The organism is Enterobacter sp. Taxon_8, assembly GCF_058354585.1.
Window position 1 is genome coordinate 3083882 of sequence record NZ_CM177989.1, and the last position, 19649, is coordinate 3103530.

General features: G+C 56.9%; 21 protein-coding genes. 10 read left to right on the plus strand and 11 right to left on the minus strand.

Features of this window, described 5'->3' with window-relative positions:
* Positions 1-27 precede the first annotated feature (27 nt).
* The 7 genes from potI to nfsA all read right to left on the minus strand — a co-directional run bounded on the left by potI (position 28) and on the right by nfsA (position 6764).
* Complete coding sequence (gene potI, locus AC4IBF_RS14705; protein WP_100122374.1) at positions 28-873, minus strand: putrescine ABC transporter permease PotI; 846 nt, start codon at positions 871-873, stop codon at positions 28-30.
* The gene (gene potH / locus AC4IBF_RS14710; RefSeq protein WP_133294074.1) at positions 870-1823 is read right to left on the minus strand and encodes a putrescine ABC transporter permease PotH; all 954 of its coding nucleotides are present in this window, start codon (positions 1821-1823) and stop codon (positions 870-872) included. Before potH ends, potI begins: the two co-directional genes overlap by 4 nt.
* Before the next feature lie 10 nt (positions 1824-1833).
* Positions 1834-2967 (minus strand): putrescine ABC transporter ATP-binding subunit PotG, encoded by a 1134-nt coding sequence (gene potG, locus AC4IBF_RS14715; RefSeq protein ID WP_024907855.1) that lies wholly within the window; start codon positions 2965-2967, stop codon positions 1834-1836.
* A 98-nt stretch (positions 2968-3065) separates the two neighbouring features.
* Positions 3066-4178, minus strand: coding sequence for a spermidine/putrescine ABC transporter substrate-binding protein PotF (gene potF, locus AC4IBF_RS14720; protein WP_023617461.1), 1113 nt, complete (start codon positions 4176-4178; stop codon positions 3066-3068).
* A gap of 351 nt (positions 4179-4529) precedes the next feature.
* Entirely contained in the window at positions 4530-5006 is a 477-nt protein-coding gene (locus AC4IBF_RS14725; protein ID WP_014169308.1) for a YbjN domain-containing protein, read from the minus strand.
* Between the two features lie 63 nt (positions 5007-5069).
* Positions 5070-5972 carry a 30S ribosomal protein S6--L-glutamate ligase gene (rimK, locus tag AC4IBF_RS14730; protein WP_111963877.1) on the minus strand — a complete coding sequence of 301 codons (903 nt, stop codon included), beginning with the start codon at positions 5970-5972 and terminating at the stop codon, positions 5070-5072.
* A 69-nt stretch (positions 5973-6041) separates the two neighbouring features.
* Positions 6042-6764 carry a nitroreductase NfsA gene (nfsA, locus tag AC4IBF_RS14735; protein ID WP_136194591.1) on the minus strand — a complete coding sequence of 241 codons (723 nt, stop codon included), beginning with the start codon at positions 6762-6764 and terminating at the stop codon, positions 6042-6044.
* Positions 6765-6948: 184 nt separating this feature from the next.
* On the opposite strand from nfsA, the gene AC4IBF_RS14740 reads away from it, so the two are divergent.
* Positions 6949-7218, plus strand: a complete 270-nt coding sequence (locus AC4IBF_RS14740; RefSeq protein ID WP_006809455.1) for a GrxA family glutaredoxin — start codon at positions 6949-6951, stop codon at positions 7216-7218.
* Positions 7219-7248: 30 nt separating this feature from the next.
* Here the strand turns inward: AC4IBF_RS14740 and AC4IBF_RS14745 are convergent, their stop codons facing one another.
* The gene (locus AC4IBF_RS14745) at positions 7249-7623 is read right to left on the minus strand and encodes an inner membrane protein YbjM (protein WP_136194590.1); all 375 of its coding nucleotides are present in this window, start codon (positions 7621-7623) and stop codon (positions 7249-7251) included.
* 273 nt (positions 7624-7896) lie between these two features.
* Between AC4IBF_RS14745 and AC4IBF_RS14750 the strand changes: the two genes are divergently transcribed.
* The 4 genes from AC4IBF_RS14750 (at position 7897) to arsC (ending at position 11929) form a co-directional block, all read left to right on the plus strand.
* On the plus strand, positions 7897-9582 hold the full coding sequence (locus AC4IBF_RS14750; RefSeq protein WP_111963874.1) for an aspartate:alanine antiporter: 1686 nt from the start codon (positions 7897-7899) through the stop codon (positions 9580-9582).
* Positions 9583-9834: 252 nt separating this feature from the next.
* Positions 9835-10155 carry a metalloregulator ArsR/SmtB family transcription factor gene (locus tag AC4IBF_RS14755; protein ID WP_252092679.1) on the plus strand — a complete coding sequence of 107 codons (321 nt, stop codon included), beginning with the start codon at positions 9835-9837 and terminating at the stop codon, positions 10153-10155.
* 40 nt (positions 10156-10195) lie between these two features.
* Positions 10196-11485, plus strand: a complete 1290-nt coding sequence (locus AC4IBF_RS14760) for an arsenic transporter (RefSeq protein ID WP_491462930.1) — start codon at positions 10196-10198, stop codon at positions 11483-11485.
* A gap of 12 nt (positions 11486-11497) precedes the next feature.
* On the plus strand, positions 11498-11929 hold the full coding sequence (gene arsC, locus AC4IBF_RS14765; RefSeq protein WP_348942645.1) for a glutaredoxin-dependent arsenate reductase: 432 nt from the start codon (positions 11498-11500) through the stop codon (positions 11927-11929).
* Between the two features lie 21 nt (positions 11930-11950).
* On the opposite strand, the gene AC4IBF_RS14770 is transcribed toward arsC, so the two are convergent.
* Positions 11951-12502 carry a TetR/AcrR family transcriptional regulator gene (locus AC4IBF_RS14770; RefSeq protein ID WP_111963929.1) on the minus strand — a complete coding sequence of 184 codons (552 nt, stop codon included), beginning with the start codon at positions 12500-12502 and terminating at the stop codon, positions 11951-11953.
* Positions 12503-12583: 81 nt separating this feature from the next.
* Here AC4IBF_RS14770 and AC4IBF_RS14775 point away from each other — a divergent pair, with 81 nt between their 5' ends.
* Both AC4IBF_RS14775 and AC4IBF_RS14780 read left to right on the plus strand, forming a co-directional pair.
* Positions 12584-13798, plus strand: a complete 1215-nt coding sequence (locus AC4IBF_RS14775) for an MFS transporter (protein ID WP_491462931.1) — start codon at positions 12584-12586, stop codon at positions 13796-13798.
* Entirely contained in the window at positions 13788-14600 is an 813-nt protein-coding gene (locus AC4IBF_RS14780) for a Cof-type HAD-IIB family hydrolase (RefSeq protein WP_127730186.1), read from the plus strand. Before AC4IBF_RS14775 ends, AC4IBF_RS14780 begins: the two co-directional genes overlap by 11 nt.
* 59 nt (positions 14601-14659) lie before the next feature.
* Here the strand turns inward: AC4IBF_RS14780 and AC4IBF_RS14785 are convergent, their stop codons facing one another.
* On the minus strand, positions 14660-15892 hold the full coding sequence (locus tag AC4IBF_RS14785; RefSeq protein ID WP_111963868.1) for an MFS transporter: 1233 nt from the start codon (positions 15890-15892) through the stop codon (positions 14660-14662).
* A gap of 168 nt (positions 15893-16060) precedes the next feature.
* Here AC4IBF_RS14785 and AC4IBF_RS14790 point away from each other — a divergent pair, with 168 nt between their 5' ends.
* From AC4IBF_RS14790 to deoR, 3 genes are all read left to right on the plus strand, one after another.
* Positions 16061-16789, plus strand: coding sequence for a phosphatase PAP2 family protein (locus tag AC4IBF_RS14790; protein ID WP_143344872.1), 729 nt, complete (start codon positions 16061-16063; stop codon positions 16787-16789).
* Between the two features lie 7 nt (positions 16790-16796).
* Positions 16797-17405 carry an undecaprenyl-diphosphate phosphatase gene (ybjG, locus tag AC4IBF_RS14795; protein WP_111963866.1) on the plus strand — a complete coding sequence of 203 codons (609 nt, stop codon included), beginning with the start codon at positions 16797-16799 and terminating at the stop codon, positions 17403-17405.
* Positions 17406-17472: 67 nt separating this feature from the next.
* Positions 17473-18231, plus strand: coding sequence for a DNA-binding transcriptional repressor DeoR (gene deoR / locus AC4IBF_RS14800; RefSeq protein WP_008503427.1), 759 nt, complete (start codon positions 17473-17475; stop codon positions 18229-18231).
* A gap of 66 nt (positions 18232-18297) precedes the next feature.
* On the opposite strand, the gene dacC is transcribed toward deoR, so the two are convergent.
* A complete protein-coding gene (gene dacC, locus AC4IBF_RS14805) occupies positions 18298-19503 on the minus strand; it encodes a serine-type D-Ala-D-Ala carboxypeptidase (protein ID WP_143344870.1) in 1206 nt (401 codons plus the stop codon).
* Positions 19504-19649 lie beyond the last annotated feature (146 nt).

The following is a 19649-nucleotide window of genomic DNA, read 5'->3' on the forward strand; positions in this document are numbered from 1 at the left end:
GGCACATCACTGGAAATTTTAAATCCTTCAGCCGCGTCTTGCACGCTGGATATCGCGCACGCGCTGTTTTTCCGCGCGCGCCATCAAATACCAGGCGATAAATCCGACAATTCCGACCACGCCGAGGATGATAGAGGCCAGGGCGTTGATCTCCGGGTTGACCCCCATACGCACGCTGGAGAAGACCAGCATCGGCAGCGTGGTCGCCCCCGGGCCGGAAACAAAGCTGGCGATCACCAGATCGTCGAGCGACAGGGTAAACGCCAGCAGCCAGCCGGAGATCACCGCCGGCATAATCATCGGCAGGGTGATGATGAAAAAGACCTTCAGCGGCGTCGCGCCAAGATCCATCGCCGCCTCTTCAATGGAGCGATCCAGCTCGCGCAAGCGCGAGGAGATCACTACCGCTACGTAGGCCGTACAGAAAGTGACGTGCGCCAGCCAGATGGTGAGCATGCCGCGATCTGCCGGCCAGCCGATGGCGTGCGCCATGGCCACGAACAGAAGCAGCAGCGCGAGACCGGTGATCACGTCCGGCATGACCAGCGGGGCGGTAATCATAAAGGCGAAGCCGTTCGAACCGCGAAAACGCCCGAAACGCACCATCACCAGCGCGGCGATCGTGCCCAGCACTGACGCCATGGTCGCCGCCAGCGCCGCAATGGTCAGGCTTAGCCCCACCGCGCTCATCATTGCATCATCGTGGAACAGCTCGCTGTACCAGCGCGTCGACCAGCCTGCCCAGACCGTCACCAGCTTGGAGCTGTTAAACGAATAGATCACCAGCATCAGCATCGGCGCATACAGGAAGGTAAAGCCGATGACCAGGATCGCGATTCGCCACGGGGAGCGCACTACCGGTAAGTTGTTCATCCGCGATCTCCCATCTGTTTCTGCTGATGCTTGTGGAACCACATGATCGGCACGATCAGCAGCAGTAACATGATAATCGCCACCGCTGACGCCACCGGCCAGTCGCGGTTATTGAAGAACTCCTGCCACAGCACGCGACCAATCATGATGCTGTCTGGCCCGCCGAGCAGTTCCGGGATCACAAACTCCCCCACCGCCGGGATAAAGACCAGCATCGACCCGGCAATAATGCCGCCTTTGGTCAGCGGGACGATGACGCTGAAGAAGGTTTTTAACGGACGGGCGCCGAGATCGAGCGACGCTTCCACCAGCGAGTAGTCGATACGGGTCAGCGCCGTGTAGATCGGCAGCACCATAAACGGCAGATAGGCGTACACAATACCGATATAGACCGCGAGGTTGGTGTGCAGGATCGTCAGGGGCTGATCGATAACCCCGAGCCACATCAGGAAGTTGTTCAGCACGCCGTTGTTTTTCAGGATCCCCATCCAGGCGTAAACGCGGATCAGGAACGAGGTCCACGACGGTAAGATTACCAGCAGCAGCAGGATGTTGCGGGTCGACGGCTTACTGTGCGCCACCGCCCACGCCAACGGGTAGCCCATCACCAGACAGCAGAGCGTCGAGATGGCCGCCACCTGCAGCGACTGCAGATAGGCTTCGAAATAGAGCGGGTCGTCGGTGAGCTGCAGGAAGTTACCCAGGTTTAAGGTCAGCGTCAGCTGCCCGTCGGCCCAGTCCAGCAGGTTGGTGTAAGGCGGGATTGCCCGCGCCATTTCCGCCAGGCTTATCTTGAAAACAATCAGGAACGGCAGCAGGAACAGCAGGATCAGCCACACGTACGGCATGGCGATCACCAGCTTGCGGCCGTGGTTCATCTGCATTCGCGTCAGCCACTGGGCAAAACCGCCCGGTTTGCCTGCGCGGGCTGGAGGTTCAAGTGTACTCATTGGCCGCTCCTTATACCGTCAGCACAACGCAACTGTCTGCATCCCAACACAGGCGCACTTCGTCGCCCCAGGTCGGCTGCCCCTTGCGGTAGCGATGTTCGTTCTGTAACTGCGCGCTGAGCATCTGCCCGCTTTTCAGGCGCACGTGATAGATGGAGAGGTCGCCAAGATAGGCAATGTGCACCACTTCACCGACGGCAAAGTTATAGCCATCGGCAGGCGGATCCTCACAGAGCATGATCTTCTCCGGACGCAGCGCGACGTAGACCGGCACGTTATCCACCACGGAGTTATCCGGATCGACCTTCAGCGGATGCTGCAGCCCCGGCGATTCGATGACCAGACCATCTTCCTGACGATCTTTCAGCAGCCCTTCGAAGACGTTGACCGAGCCGATGAACTCCGCGCTGTAGCGGGTGGTTGGATGCTCATAAATCTCTTCCGGCTCGCCAATCTGCACGAACTTCCCGCGGTTCATGATTGCGATACGTCCGGCCATGGTCATGGCTTCTTCCTGGTCGTGGGTAACCATCACGCAGGTCACGCCCACGCGCTCGAGGATATCGACCACTTCAAGCTGCATACGGTCGCGCAGCTTTTTATCCAGCGCGCCCATCGGCTCATCGAGCAGCAGCAGTTTCGGGCGTTTTGCCAGGCTGCGGGCCAGGGCCACGCGCTGGCGCTGGCCGCCGGAGAGCTGGTGCGGTTTACGCTTCGCGAACTCCTGCATGTGTACCAGGCTCAGCATCTCGGCCACGCGCGCGGTAATTTCGGCCTTCGGCAGTTTGTCCTGCTTCAGGCCAAAGGCGATGTTCTGCTCCACCGTCATATGCGGGAACAGCGCGTAGGACTGGAACATCATGTTAATCGGGCGCTGATACGGCGGTACGCTGGAGAGATCCACGCCATCGAGCATGATCTGCCCGGCGGTGGGCTGTTCAAAACCGGCCAGCATACGCAGCAGGGTCGATTTACCGCAGCCAGAAGCTCCCAGAAGAGCAAAAATCTCGCCTTTATAAATCGTCAGGCTGACGTCGTCCACGGCATGCTGGCCATCGAAAGATTTAGTGAGGTTACGAATTTCAAGAAGCGGGGTCAGCGCTTTACGGACTTTCGCCTGCGGGCGGGGGATCGCGTCATTCACGGGGTGCTCTCCGGCAGAAATCAAATCATGGTGCAGGCGCACCAGAACGGTGCACCTGTTGCCGGGGGCACTTCGCTTGCCCGGCCTGTAACAAAGGGTTATTTACCGCTTTTCACCTTGGTCCACGCACGGGTACGTACGCGGTCAATTTTTGGATCCTGGACTTTCAGGGTGAAGAGCTTGGCGAACACATCCGCTGGCGGATAGATTGCCGGGTTATTACGGATTTCTTGGCTCACCAGCGGCACGGAGGCCTTGTTACCGTTCGCATAGTAAACGTGGTCGCTGATGTGGGCGATAACCTCAGGACGCATCAGGTAGTTGAGGAACTGATACGCTTCGTCTTTGTTTTTGGCGTCAGCCGGCATCGCGAAGACGTCGAAGAAGGCCAGCGCCCCCTCTTTCGGAATGAAGTAGGAGACGTTCACGCCGTTTTTCGCCTCTTTCGCGCGGTTCGCCGCCTGCCATACGTCCCCTGCCCAGCCAATCGCGACGCAGATGTCGCCGTTCGCCAGGTCGTTAATGTACTGGGACGAGTGGAAGTAACGAATGTTTGGACGCAGCTTCAGCAGCAGATCGGTCGCCGGGCCGGTGTAATCATCCGCCTTATTGCTGTTCGGGTCTTTGCCCAGGTAGTTCAGCACGGTCGCGAAAATCTCTTCCGGCGCATCGAGGAAGGAGACGCCGCAGCTTTTCAGCTTCTCAAGGTTTTCCGGCTTCAGCACCACGTCCCAGCTGTCCAGCTTCACGTCCGGGCCCAGCGCCGCCTTCACTTTATCAACGTTAAAGCCGATACCGGTGGTCGCCCAGAGATACGGCATCGCGTATTTGTTGTCCGGGTCGTGTTTGGCCACCAGCTTCAGCACTTCCGGATCGAGGTTTTTCCAGTTCGATAATTTGCTCTTATCCAGCGGCTGGAAGACGCCTGCCGTCAGCTGGCGCTCGAGGAAGCTTGCGGAAGGCACCACGAGGTCAAACCCGGTGCTGCCCGCCATCAGCTTTCCTTCCAGCACTTCGTTGGAATCGAACACGTCGTAGACCACTTTAATGCCGGTCTCTTTTTCAAAATTTGCCACCGTGTCCGGCGCAATATAGTCAGACCAGTTATAAACGTGCAGCGTTTTTTGTTCCGCAGCGAGCGTGCCGGCAGAGACGGCCATCAGAGCACCCGCAACCAGACCCGATAACCATTTTTTATTCAAGGCGATCATAGTGTTATTCCTTCTGAAAGCTCGTTAACAAACGAACTAAAACTGTGCAATCTGAATGTATGCAAAAATCATGCATAGTTTGTCGCTCTGCTCAAAATAAAAAGAAATCTCTTTACCCGGCAGCTTCCGCTCGCTTTTTGAAGCATCGCAAGAATAACTGTAGCCCGTGTCCCCGGCTATAGCCCAGACGAAAAAACGCCTTTTATCAATTTTTTATGCAGGTTAAGTCTACGTGATAAGCCGAAACGGCCTTCAGGGAGGTGAATAATTCTTTAAAGAAAGGTTAAAAGCAGCAGAAAAAATGGCCTTCTGCAGCCGCTATGGCAGCGACTGCGCAAAAGTCAGACAGGCTTAGTGAAGAAAATTGGGAGATGCATCATTATTCTCTGCATCATCTTCCGCGCTATACAGCAGATGGTGTGCATTGGCTTCCATCATGACCATCGAAATTTGCTCTTCGCTCAGGCGCATAAACCATGAGAACTGCTTGAATGACAGCCCGGCTCCGGAGAATAAAGACTGGCAAACGACCAGTTTTGGCAGATTATCATCCTGTATGTCGAGAAATGCTTTCACCGTCAAAGAACTGGCGTTAATCGCTGACAGGTCGGAAGCCAGCGCCAGCAGCGCAGAGGGCTTCACTTCGGCCAGCGCGGAGAAAAGGATCACGTCGTTAATCAGATCGATTTTGGCATCGAAAATGCCGTCGAAATTCTGCATATGAGGCAGATGCAGCGCCTGGCAGGAATCGCATTCGAAAAACGTAATTCCGGCATCATCAAGCCATTGACGTAACGTATCCAGTGTAGGTACGACCTGTAAATCCATCGCGTTGCAGCCTCTTTAATAAAAACTTCGCATAGGGTACTTAAAAAGCGCGCGGTAATCCATTTAACCACCCGTTTTCAGACAGTAGCCCGGCGTCGCATGACGCTCGATCCATAAGATCATTTTACCCGCAATATCGACCCCTGTGGTTTTTTCCACGCCTTCAAGCCCCGGCGAGGCGTTCACTTCCATAACCAGTGGCCCTCGCGTCGCCCGTAGCAGGTCTACGCCTGCCACGTCCAGCCCCAAAGTCTGCGCCGCTTTGACGGCAATTTCCCGCTCCTGGTCGCTGATATCGGCGATTCTGGCAATGCCGCCGCGGTGAAGGTTAGAGCGGAAATCGCCCTCTTTGGCCTGGCGCTCGATGGCCGCCACCACCTCGTTTCCCACCACGAAACACCGGATGTCGCGCCCTTTGGCCTCTTCAATGTACTCCTGCACCAGAATATGGGCATTCAGCCCGCGGAAGGCATCAATCACGCTCTCCGCTGCCTGACGCGTCTCCGCCAGCACCACGCCAATGCCCTGTGTGCCTTCCACCAGCTTGATCACCAAAGGGGCACCGCCCACCATGTCGATCAGATCGCTGGTGTCGTCCGGTGAATGGGCAATCCCGGTGACGGGAAGATCGATCCCCTGGCGCGCGAGCAGCTGCAGCGAGCGCAGCTTGTCGCGGGCGCGTGAAATGGCGACGGATTCGTTGAGCGGATAGCTGCCCAGCATCTCGAACTGGCGCAATGCAGCGGTGCCGTAAAAGGTTATCTGGGAGCCGATGCGGGGGATCACCGCATCAAAGTGCGGCAGCTTGCGGCCTTTGTAGTGAATCGACGAGGCGGCAGGGTCAATGTTCATATAGCAGGACATCGGGTCGAGGATCTCAACCTGATGTCCGCGTTTCGCCGCCGCTTCTCGAAGACGCTTACATGAATAGAGCGTTCCATCCCGGGACAATATGGCAATTTTCACCCTGCACCTCTCTGAAGACATGGAAAAAGCCTGCGTATCATATACGCAGGCAGGCGCAGGATAAATGGACTATCTCGTAGCCCAGCCCTGTTTGTGCAGATAATCAAGAATAAACGGGCGATTTTCTTTAATGATGGTGCGGCGAATATGGTCAGTCCAGGTGTCGCGACGGTTATTGCTGCCGCGCGTCAGGTAGTAGTTCGCCAGCTCTTCATCGTATTGATTCAGGACGTTCTGATCGACCGGCTGGTAGTGGTTTTCGTGCACCAGCATCGCCGCGGGAATACGCGGTTTCAGATCCGGGTTATCCGCCGGCCAGCCGAGACACAGGCCAAACAGCGGCAGCACGTGTTTTGGCAGCTTCAGCAGGTCGGTCACGCTTTGAATGTTGTTACGCAGGCCTCCGATGTAGACGCCGCCTAATCCCAGCGACTCCGCCGCCGTAAAGGCGTTTTGCGCCATCAGCGCGGTATCCACCACGCCCAACAGCAGCTGTTCGGCCAGCCCGAGCTCGGCCTCAGGGCAGATCTGCAGGTGGCGGTTAAAGTCGGCGCAGAATACCCAGAACTCGGCTGCCTGAGCCACATGCTTCTGCCCGCCGGTCAGCGTCACCAGCTGTTCACGCATGGCCGGGTCGGTAATGCGGATAATGGAGCTGCACTGCAGGAAGCTGGAACTTGAAGTCGCCCTTGCGCTGTTAATAATCGCTTCGCGCTGCGCATCGGTAATCGGCTCATCGGTGAAGTGGCGAATGGAACGATGGGAAAGGAGCAGGTCTATGGTTGGCGTCATCTTGTCTCTCTTTGTCTTGCTTAATACGTATGGCAGCCAGTATAGGCAATGATATGCGCGGTGTAATTGGCGAAACATAGCTCATAGATATTATAACGACAGGCGAAACCTTCTTTAATGACGACAGGTTATGGGGCACTATACGTGTCATTCGCCGTCAGGCTTGTTTTTTGAGGAGAGAGAAATGTTTGCAGTAATTTTTGGTCGTCCAGGGTGCCCTTACTGTGTGCGCGCGAAAGAGCTGGCTGAGAAACTGACCGAAGAGCGCGATGACTTCAACTTCCGCTACGTGGATATCCACGCGGAAGGCATCACCAAAGCGGATCTCGAAAAAACCGTCGGTAAGCCGGTTGAAACCGTACCGCAGATCTTCCTCGATCAGAAACACATCGGCGGCTGCACCGACTTTGAAGCCTATGCCAAAGAGCACCTGGGCCTGTTTGCTGCCCAGTAATGAAAGGAGGCCCTCACCGAGAGGGCGTTTTTATTTGTGGTGCCGTCGGCGTTGAAGCAGACTGCGCACAAATAAGTAGCAGAGCGCGCCAAGGGCGCACCAGAATACGGCGCTCATCAACCACGCCAGCTCCTGCCAGAAACTTCGCGTTGAAACATACAGCATACGCATCAGCAGCAGACACAGCGGTGCCGCCAGCATGGCGCCAATTAGCGGCTTGACCACTTCCCCTTTACGGGAAAGAAAACTGGCTGCCGCTCCCGGCAGGGTAAAAAAGAGCAGCCCCAGCTCCGGGTGTCCGGCAGCCCTGAATGCCCCTTTCAGATTAAAAGCGAGCGACATGCACACGACGGTAAACAGCAAAAAGCAGCTGATCACCCCCACCCAGTTTCGTTTAATGTTCAAACTATCCTCCTGACTTATCTCTATCAAATACAGCTTCGTCGGGTAGACGCCCGGTCAGATAAAGCAGTGCGGCAATCCTTGCCAAAGTACGCACAGGGTGATGCGATAATAGGTAGCTGTCAGTAGCTAATGCGATTAAACTACACGCCAGCTAATGTTTTAGGGAATAAAGCAGGAAACAGGGAGCGTTAACGCCTTTCCCTGACCCAGAAAACAGTAGCCCAAATAGTCCTTTCATTCAACAACTTACTGGTAAACAAGAAGTTAGCCTCCGTGAATATAAACGTCGCAGACTTGTTAAATGGGAATTACATCCTGTTATTATTTGTGGTACTGGCGCTGGGCCTTTGCCTGGGTAAATTGCGCCTGGGTTCAGTTCAACTTGGTAATTCCATTGGCGTTTTAGTCGTCTCCTTATTATTAGGTCAACAGCACTTCAGCATTAACACGGACGCGCTCAACTTAGGTTTTATGCTGTTTATTTTTTGTGTTGGCGTGGAAGCGGGACCGAACTTTTTTTCAATTTTCTTCCGCGACGGTAAAAATTATCTGATGCTGGCGCTGGTGATGGTCGGCAGCGCGCTGCTGATCGCGTTAGGACTGGGTAAACTGTTTGGCTGGGATATCGGGTTAACGGCCGGTATGCTGGCAGGCTCCATGACCTCCACTCCCGTGCTCGTGGGTGCCGGTGATACCCTGCGTCATTCCGGCATGGCCGGCGCACAGCTTTCTGCCGCACTCGACCACCTGAGCCTGGGCTATGCCCTGACCTATCTGATTGGTCTGGTGAGCCTGATCGTTGGCGCACGCTATCTGCCAAAACTGCAGCACCAGGATCTACAGACCAGCGCCCAGCAAATCGCCCGCGAGCGCGGTCTGGATACCGATTCCAAACGTAAAGTCTATCTCCCGGTGATCCGCGCCTATCGCGTCGGGCCAGAGCTGGTGGCATGGGCAGACGGCAAAAATCTGCGCGAGCTGGGGATTTATCGCCAGACGGGCTGCTATATCGAACGTATCCGCCGCAACGGCATTCTGGCGAACCCGGACGGCGACGCGGTGCTGCAGATGGGCGACGACATCGCGCTGGTGGGTTACCCGGACGCCCACGCCCGTCTCGACCCGAGCTTCCGTAACGGCAAAGAGGTGTTCGACCGCGACCTGCTCGACATGCGTATCGTCACCGAAGAGATCGTGGTGAAAAACCATAACGCCGTTGGCCGCCGCCTGGCGCAGCTGAAGCTGACGGACCACGGCTGCTTCCTCAACCGCGTGATCCGCAGCCAGATTGAGATGCCTATCGACGACAACGTGGTGCTCAACAAAGGCGACGTGCTGCAGGTCAGCGGCGACGCCCGACGCGTGAAAACCGTGGCCGACCGCATCGGCTTTATCTCCATTCACAGCCAGGTCACCGACCTGCTGGCCTTCTGCGCCTTCTTTATCGTTGGTCTGATGATCGGGATGATCACCTTCCAGTTCAGCAACTTTAGCTTCGGCATCGGTAACGCCGCCGGGCTGCTGTTCGCCGGGATCATGCTGGGCTTCCTGCGAGCGAACCATCCGACCTTCGGCTACATTCCGCAGGGCGCGCTGAACATGGTGAAAGAGTTCGGTCTGATGGTGTTTATGGCAGGCGTCGGCTTAAGCGCGGGCAGCGGCATTGGCCACAGCCTGGGCGCCGTCGGCTGGCAAATGTTGGTTTCCGGACTTATCGTCAGCCTGGTGCCGGTGGTGATCTGCTTCCTGTTCGGCGCCTACGTGCTGCGCATGAACCGCGCCCTGCTCTTCGGGGCAATGATGGGCGCGCGTACCTGTGCGCCTGCGATGGAAATCATCAGCGATACCGCGCGCAGCAACATCCCGGCGCTGGGCTATGCGGGCACGTATGCTATCGCTAACGTGCTGCTGACGCTGGCGGGTACGCTGATTATCATCATCTGGCCCGGACTCGGATAACTCCTAAGAATGCGCGTGGTGGAAAATATTTTTGTTACGCGCAGAACTTTTTTATCAGGGGGCAGTCATAACTAGTGCCACTGCTTTTCTTTGATGTCCCCAATTTGTGGAGCCCATCAACCCCGCCGTTTTGGTTCAAGGTTGATGGGTTTTTTGTTGCCTGAAATTCACCTTCCTCTATTCTTTTCTTCTCTCTTGCCACGAAAACACATATGATTAAACATATATAAAATCACACCTGCAGGAAATCCCATGATCCACCCGCTCCAGCTCTTCAAAACCCTCTCCGACGAAACGCGGCTCGCCATCGTCATGCAGCTCCGCGAAGCGGGCGAGCTGTGCGTCTGCGATCTCTGCGCCGCCACCGCCGAATCTCAGCCGAAGGTTTCCCGCCATATGGCGCTGCTGCGCGAGTCCGGGCTGGTGATCGACCGTCGCGAGGGTAAGTGGGTTTATTACCGTCTCTCTCCCAACATGCCCGCGTGGGCGGCAACGATTATCGACAACAGCTGGAACTGCCTGCGGGAAGAGACGCGCATGAAGCTGAAAAACCGACTTCCGGGCTTGTGCTAAGCAAAACATATTCACAAAAACAGATACAACGGAGTAACAGATGTTTCTGGCAGGGGCTATTTTTCTGTTTACGCTGGTACTGGTCATCTGGCAGCCCAAAGGGCTCAGCATCGGCTGGAGCGCGACTATTGGTGCCGTACTGGCGCTCGCCAGCGGCGTGATTCACGTAAACGATATTCCGGTTGTGTGGAATATCGTCTGGAACGCCACGGCAACGTTTATCGCCGTCATCATTATCAGCCTGCTGCTGGATGAGTCCGGCTTTTTCGAGTGGGCGGCACTGCACGTTGCCCGCTGGGGGAACGGCCGCGGACGATTGCTGTTTACGTATATCGTGCTGCTGGGCGCAGCCGTGGCGGCGCTGTTTGCCAATGACGGTGCGGCGCTGATCCTGACCCCTATCGTTATCGCCATGCTGCTGGCCCTGGGGTTCAGCAAGCGGGCCACGCTGGCGTTTGTGATGGCGGCAGGTTTTATCGCCGATACCGCCAGCCTGCCGCTGATTGTCTCCAACCTGGTCAACATCGTCTCGGCAGACTTCTTTAAGCTGGGGTTCAGCGAGTACGCTTCGGTGATGATTCCCGTTGATATCGCCGCGATTGCCGCAACGCTGGTCATGCTGCACCTGTTCTTTCGCAAGGAAATTCCTCCAGAATATGACCTGGCGAAACTCCAGGAGCCTGCGCGGGCCATTCACGACCTCCCGACGTTCAGAACGGGCTGGATCGTCCTGCTCCTTCTGCTCGTCGGTTTCTTCGTGCTTGAACCTCTCGGCATTCCGGTCAGCGCCATTGCGACCGTCGGCGCGCTGATTTTATTCGCTGTCGCAAAACGCGGACATGCAATTAATACCGGAAAAGTGTTGCGCGGCGCACCGTGGCAGATCGTCATCTTCTCGCTGGGGATGTATCTGGTGGTGTATGGCCTGCGCAATGCCGGGCTGACGGAATATCTCTCAGGCGTACTGAATAGCCTGGCCGGGCAAGGGCTGTGGGCCACCACGCTGGGAACCGGATTCATCACCGCGTTTCTGTCATCCATAATGAACAATATGCCCACGGTGCTGATTGGCGCGCTCTCCATTGAGGGCAGTACGGCGACAGGACTGATCAAAGAAGCAATGATTTACGCCAACGTGATTGGCTGCGATCTGGGGCCGAAAATCACGCCTATCGGCAGCCTTGCCACCCTGCTCTGGCTTCACGTGCTGGCGCAGAAAAACATGACGATTAGCTGGGGCTACTATTTCCGGACGGGCATCATCATGACGCTGCCGGTCCTGTTTGTGACGCTCGCCGCGCTGGCGCTACGTCTCTCCTTCACACTGTAATGAGCCACTGATATGAGCCACATCACTATCTATCACAACCCCGCCTGCGGCACGTCGCGCAACACGCTGGAGATGATCCGCAACAGCGGCGCGGAGCCAGAGATTATCCTCTATCTGGAAACCCCGCCGTCGCGCATTAAGCTGACAACCCTGATTACCGATATGGGGATCTCGGTGCGGGATCTGCTGCGTAAAAACGTGGAGCCCTACGAACAGCTCGGCCTTGCCGATGATAACTTCACCGACGACCAGCTTATCGATTTTATGCTGCAACACCCGATTCTGATTAACCGTCCAATCGTGGTCACGCCCTTGGGCACTCGCCTGTGCCGCCCGTCTGAAGTCGTCCTCGACATCCTGCCGGACGCACAGAAAGGGGCATTTACGAAGGAAGATGGCGAAGCGGTGGTGGACGCCAGCGGGAATAAAATCGAGCGCAGGTAAAACTGGCAGGGCGAGTGATACCTAAGGGTTCCCCTCGCCCGCAATTCTCCCCACCATCGCCCGGATCTCTTCGCGGGATAGTGGCGCCCGGTCAGTCACGTAGTGCAGCGTCATTCCTTCAATAAAGGCATCCAGCGCGCGGGTGGTGACCGGGTCGAACCACTGCTCGAGCGTTGTCTGGCTCATCTTCATCCAGTCCTGCATCACCGTTTTGAGCGCCGCGCTGCGGTGCATAAAGGCGTAAAGCTGATACATCAGCGCCATGTTGTGCGGCGTAGTCACCTGCGAGCTGTGGATCAGCGTGGTGATGGATTCGCACGCCATTTCCGGCCCGGTGACGCCCGCGAAGAAATCCCGGTACTGCTGCGACATCTGGCGGGTAAACCACGTGAAGGCCTCCTCCAGCAGCGGCTCCATACCGTCGAAATAGTAGGTCATCGACCCCAGCGGCACGCCCGCGCAGGTGGCGATTTTCCGGTGCGTGACGGCGTGAATACCGTGTTCAGCAATGGTGTCGAGGGTCGCCTGCAGGATCTTCTCCCGGCGATGCGGATCGTTGGGTGGTCTGCTCATCATTTCCTCACCTGGTTTGTGTACAAATGTACACAAACTTGCTAGTGTTGTCGCTATTGTTGTACTTCTGGTGCTACCCCAATGACGCTGACCTCTTCCCGCAAAGCCCTGCAGCTCCGCATGTGGGCGCTGTTTATGTTCTTCTTTATTCCCGGTCTGCTGATGGCCTCCTGGGCCACGCGCACCCCCGCCATTCGCGACATTTTGTCCGTCTCTACAGCTGAGATGGGTATCGTGCTGTTTGGCCTGTCGATAGGCTCCATGAGCGGCATCCTCTGCTCCGCGTGGCTGGTGAAGCGCTTCGGTACGCGGGCGGTGATCCGCACCACCATGTGCTTCGCGGTGTTCGGGATGATCGTGCTCAGCGTCGCGCTGTGGTTTGCCTCACCGGTGCTGTTTGCGCTGGGGCTGACGGTATTTGGCGGCAGCTTCGGTTCGGCGGAAGTTGCCATCAACGTTGAAGGAGCGGCTGTCGAGCGTGAGATGAACAAAACCGTGCTGCCGATGATGCACGGTTTTTACAGCCTCGGCACGCTGGCCGGTGCGGGCGTGGGGATGGCGCTGACGGCCACTGGCGTGAGCGCCAATCTGCATATCCTGCTGGCAGCGCTGGTGTGCATTATTCCGATTCTGACCGGCATCCGGGCGATCCCGGACGGCACCGGCAAGAACGCCTCAGATGAACAGCATTCGGCCGAAAAAGGACTGCCCTTCTACCGCGATTATCAGCTGATGCTGATTGGCGTGGTGGTGCTGGCGATGGCGTTCGCGGAAGGGTCCGCCAACGACTGGCTGCCGCTGCTGATGGTAGACGGTCACGGCTTTAGCCCAACCTCCGGCTCGCTGATCTACGCCGGGTTTACGCTGGGGATGACCGTCGGGCGCTTCACCGGCGGCTGGTTTATCGACCGCTACAGCCGCGTGGCGGTGGTGCGCGCCAGCGCCCTGCTGGGCGGCCTGGGTATCGCGATGATCATATTTGTCGATGTGGACTGGATTGCCGGGGTATCGGTGATCCTCTGGGGACTGGGCGCGTCGCTCGGCTTTCCGCTTACCATTTCAGCCGCCAGCGATACCGGCCCGGATGCCCCGACGCGCGTCAGCGTGGTGGCAACCACGGGCTATCTCGCCTTCCTGGTCGGGCCGCCGCTGCTTGGCTTCCTCGGCGAGCACTACGGGCTGCGCAGCGCCATGCTGGTGGTGTTAGGGTTGGTCATCATCGCGGCGCTGGTGGCGCGCGCGGTGGCAAAGCCGGAAACGAATCAAACGACACTGGAGAAGGGATATGAGCGTTAAACTGATCGCCGTCGACATGGATGGCACATTCCTCAGCGATGCCAAGACCTACAATCGCCCGCGCTTTCTGGCGCAATACGCCCGCATGAAGGCGCAAGGCATTCGCTTCGTGGTCGCCAGCGGCAACCAGTTCTACCAGCTGATCTCCTTTTTCCCGGAGATTGCGCATGAAATTTCATTCGTCGCCGAAAACGGCGGCTGGGTCGTAAGTGAGGGTGAAGACGTCTTTAACGGTGAACTGTCGAAAGCCCATTTCGAGACCGTTGCGAACGTGTTAAGCGACGTTCCCGGCATTGAGATTATCGCCTGCGGGAAGAGCAGCGCCTACACGCTGAAGTGCTATGACGAAGGCTTTAAGGGTATCGCGGCGAAGTACTATCACCGTCTGGAAATGGTCAGCGATTTCGACAACCTGAACGATATTTTCTTCAAGTTCGGGCTTAACGTGTCTGACGATGAAATTCCGCGTATTCAGGCGCTGCTGCATGAAAAGCTGAGTGACATCATGGTGCCCGTCACCACTGGTCACGGCAGTATCGACCTGATCATACCCGGCGTGCACAAAGCTAACGGCCTGCGGATCCTGCAAAAGCGCTGGGGCATAGACGATAGCGAAGTGGTGGCCTTCGGCGACAGCGGCAACGACGTGGAGATGCTGCGCCAGTCCGGATTCAGCTTTGCGATGGCGAATGCCAGACCGCATATCAAAGCGGCGGCGCGTTTTGAAGCGCCGCACAATAACGATGAAGGCGTGTTGGATGTGATTGATAAGGTGCTGGATGGAGAGGCACCGTTTAATTAACACCGTGCGGTCTGGTGCCCTCACCCTACCCCTCTCCCACAGGGAGAGGGAATAAACAGTTAAGGTTGCAGGGCGTTTCCGACGCGCTTGTCTTTCAGGAACACCACCATCAGGGCAACCCACAGCACGCCGTTGGCGAGGTTAAACAGGCTGAACAGCCCGTTGCCGCCCATCGCGTAGGCATGCTTGCTCACCTCGATACCGACGGTAAAAATCAGCATCTGCAGCATCCCCATCGCCGCGGAGACCGTGCCTTTACTCATCTCGCTGGCAAACAGCGTCAGGCGCACCAGACCGGCGTTGGCCACGCCAATCCCGAAGGCGTAGATGCTCAGCCCTGCCGTCATCCACAGATAAGCGTGTGATGACGCGACGGTCGCCACCGCCGCCAGAATCAACCCTGCCGCAATCGGCCAGCCGCCCATGATAATAAGCGAACGCACTGTGCGGCGTGACGTCAAACGTGCCAGCACCAGGTTCCCGATAATCAGCGCGCCAAAGATCGGCACCTGCAGCAGACCATACTCATAGCTGCTGAGCTTTTCACCGCTGATGATAATAACCGGAGACTGGGCGATCCACGCCAGCAGCGGCAGGCTAACGAACCCGGTCGCCAGCGCGCCCGCCACAAAGCGGCCATTCTTCAGCACTTCTTTATAGTCCCGACCCAGCTCTTTCAGCGAGAGTTTCTCGCCGATGCGGGTGGCCGTTTCCGGCATCGCCCGGTGCAGACCAAAGAACGCGATGGCGGCGAGAACGGCAAACAGCACAAACATCCCTTCCCATGGCGCCATATGCACCCACGCGGCACCCACCAGCGGCCCGAGTAAGGGGGCAATGAGCGCCACGTTCGCCATCAGCGCGGTAATTTTGATACACACCGCCTCTTCAAACGATTCCTGAATGGCGGCATACCCCACGGCGCCGATAAAGCACAGGCTCACCCCCTGCAGGAAGCGCAGCAAGGTAAATTGTTCAATGTTTTGCGCCAGCAGCGTGGCAAGACAGGTGACGATAAACCACACCACGCCCGTCAGCATCACCGGACGGCGGCCAATGCGATCCGACAGCGGGCCTAACAGCCACTGCAAAAACATGCCGCCGGCCAGATAGGCGGTCATGGAGGTCGGTACCCACTCGATTCCGGCGTTGTACTGCGCCACCACCGCCAGCATACCGGGCTGGATCATATCGTTGCCGATATAGGTAGAAAATTCGTAGAGCACCAGACACAGAGGGAAAAGCAACGCCTGACGACCCAGACGTGAACCAGAAGAAGAACGGTTTAACATGCAATCTCTTTATAATGACAAAATCGCGACGAGTGTAATGAAATGCCGCAGCCCGAGATAGTGATTTATCGAGGATAAACAGAAATAAAGCACATATCGTCTTCGTTTAAGGTTTCCTTAAGTTGACACTTTTATGATAGCCCCATTACTCGTCAACGACCCCAAATCATGGCACTTACCTCCAGCCGTTCAGAATTGTCTAAGTTACAGACAAATAAGACAAAACGCCTTTACCGCTTACCGTCCCGCTTTTATGGTTATCAGCTTTTCATACTGATTGCCCTTGCCGTGGTATTTACGTGGCTATCGCGCAATGAAGCGCTCGACAGATGGATTACCGGCTTTTGGTATGACGCGGCGACGCAGAGCTTTCCGCTGCAGAAAGACCACCTGCTGGATCTGCTCAACCACCGACTGGCGAAGTACATTGCCATCGCCTTTGGCGCCGTGGCGCTGGTTTACGGCGCCTACAAGCGTAACGCAAGGCTGGTTACGGCAGCGCTGCTGATGGGCGTTGGCGCGCTGGTGGTGGGCCTGCTGAAAAGCATGAGCCATCACAGCTGTCCGTGGGATCTGGTGGAATATGGCGGGAAGGCCGTGTCCTACCCCCTGTTCAGCTCCATTCCTGCTGACAGCGGTCCGGGGCGCTGTTTCCCCGGCGGTCATGCCTCCAGCGGCTTTATGGTGATGGGGCTGTTTTTTGCCTTCTGGCGCGAACGTCCGCGTCTCGCCTGGTGCTTCGTCGCGCTGGGCGTGGTGTTAGGTCTGGCGATGGGCTTCGGTCAGGTCATGCGCGGGGCGCATTTTTTCTCTCACAACCTGTGGGCCGGGTGGTGGGTCTGGTTTTCCCAGGTGGTGGTCTACGGGCTGATTTCCACCCGGTTTGCTAAAGAGTGATAACGCTATGCTAGAGAATCTGAATTATCAGCTGTTTTATCTGATCAACGCCACACCGGCCTCGCCCGAGTGGATGATCGACTTTGCCACCTTTCTGGCAAAAGACCTGATCGGTATCGTGCCCGCGCTGGCAGCCATTCTCTGGCTGTGGGGGCCTCGTAGCCAGGTAAAAGCACAGCGCAAGCTGGTAATCAAAGTGGCGATGGCTCTCGGCGTAAGCGTCCTGGTGAGCTACATTCTGGGCCACGCGTTCCCGCACGATCGTCCGTTTGTCGATCACGTCGGCTATACCTTCCTGCATCATGCGCCGGATGACTCGTTCCCGAGCGATCACGGTACGGTGATCTTCACCTTTGCGCTAGCCTTCCTGTTCTGGCATCGCCTGTGGTCTGGTGCGGTGCTGATGGTGGTCGCCGTGGCCATCGCCTGGTCTCGCGTTTACCTGGGCGTCCACTGGCCGCTGGATATGGTGGGCGGCTTCCTGGTCGGGCTGATTGGCTGCGTGAGCGCGGCTATCCTGTGGAGCCTCTTCGGTGAAGCGCTCTACCGCACGCTGTCATCACTGTATCGCGCCATTTTCGCTATCCCGATCCGCAAAGGCTGGATACGTGACTAACCCCAACCTGTCAGGTTACACTTGAACCCCCGCCCTGCGGGGGTTCACTTTTTTATCCCGAGGAACTATGGAAACACGTCGCGATGACCGCATTGCTCAGCTGCTACAGGCGCTGAAGCGCAGCGATAAGCTGCATCTTAAGGAAGCCGCCAACCTCCTCGGCGTCTCAGAGATGACCATTCGTCGGGATCTTAACAGCGAAAGCGCGCCCGTCGTGCTGCTGGGCGGGTATATTGTGCTTGAGCCGCGTAGCGCCAGCCATTATCTGATCAGCGACCAGAAGACGCGCCTGGTGGAAGAGAAACGCAAAGCCGCCCGGCTTGCAGCCTCGCTGGTACAGCCGCACCAGACGCTATTTTTTGACTGCGGCACCACCACGCCGTGGATTATCGAGGCCATCGACAGCAGCATTCCTTTTACTGCCGTGTGCTACTCCCTGAACACCTTTCTGGCGCTTCAGGAGAAACCCGAGTGCCGGGTGATCCTGTGCGGCGGCGAGTTTCACGCCAGCAACGCCATCTTTAAGCCGCTCAACCTGCAGGACACGCTCAGCAATCTCTGCCCGGATATCGCGTTTTATTCCGCGGCGGGCGTCAACGTGCGCCAGGGCGCAACCTGCTTTAACCTGGAAGAGCTGCCGGTGAAGCACTGGGCATTAAGCGCCGCGCAGTACCATGTTCTGGTGGTCGATCACAGCAAGTTTGGTAAGGTCCGTTCGGCAAGAATGGGCGAGCTGGCGCAGTTCGACGCCATCGTCAGCGACTGCCGCCCGGACGACGAGATTGTGGCCCACGCGAAGGCGCAGCAGGTGAAATTGATGTATTAAGAGAGTGCGGTCTGATGCCCGCACCCCAGCCCTCTCCCACAGGGAGAGGGAGAAAACCCATCAGGTTTAGCTGAACCAGCTGCCGAACCACCCGTGAAATTTCATCATCACGAAATCCCACATCCGGCTGAAGAAGCCGCCCTCTTCGACCGCTTCCATTACAATTAACGGACGCTGTTCAATTGATTTACCGTTTAGCTGGAAATCAATCGTCCCGACTACCTGGCCTTTTTTCAGTGGCGCGGTGAGCTGCGGATCGGTCAGGGTGTAGCTGGCCTTCAGGTTTTTCAGCTGACCGCGCGGAATGGTCACCGAGCCCGCCTCACCCGCGCCCAGGTTCACTTCGCTCTTGTCACCAAACCAGACGCGCTGGCTGACGAACGTGGCATCCGGTTTAATCGGCGTCACGGTTTCATAGAAGCGGAAGCCCCACGTCAGCAGTTTTTCTGACTCATTAAAGCGAATACGGTCGGTTTTGGTGCCCAGCACTACCGAAATCAGGCGCATGTCGCCCTGGGTCGCGGAGGCCACCAGGTTATAGCCCGCGCCCGCCGTGGTGCCGGTTTTCATTCCGTCCACGTTAACGTTGCTGCTCCACAGCAGGCGGTTGCGGTTCGGCTGACGGATTTTATTGAAGGTAAACTCTTTCTCTTTATGGATGGCGTATTCATCCGGCACGTCGTGGATCAGCGCTTTCCCCAGCAGCGCCATGTCGCGCGCGGTACTGAACTGTCCCGGCGAATCCAGACCGTGAACTGTTTTGAACGTGGTGTTGGTTAAGCCCAGTTTCTGCGCGTAGCCATTCATCAAGCCAATGAAAGAATCCTGGCTGCCGGCAACATAATCGGCCAGCGCAATGCACGCATCATTTCCCGACTGAATAATTACCCCTTTGTTCAGATCGGAAACGGAGACCTGATCCCCAGGCTTCAGGAACATCACGGAAGATCCCCGCAGCTCCGGGTTGCCGGTCGCCCAGGCATCCTTCCCGATGGTGACCATATCGTCCAGCTTGATCTTGCCCGCTTTCAGCGCCTGGCCGACCACATAGCTGGTCATGATTTTGGTCAGGCTTGCCGGATCGAGTTTCTCATCTGCATTACCTTCCGCCAGCACTTTACCGCTGGAATAATCCATCAGGATCCAGGCGCGCGCGTCCACAGGCGGCGCTTCGGGCGCAGCCTGCTCAGCTGCGTAGAGAGTTGGTGCAAACAGGAAAAGGAGCGCAGAGCCTGTCGCAAGGCTGCGCAGAGAAGTCATTTTACGCGTCATAAATGCCACCCGAGTGTCCATTCAAAAATTACGTCACATCACCGTGTCGCAAGAAGCGATGAGTAATAGCGCACTAAAACGGTTAAAGAAACCCAACGAGGGTAAAGTTATTAAAGTTTATGCAATAACATTCAGATACGCTTTGA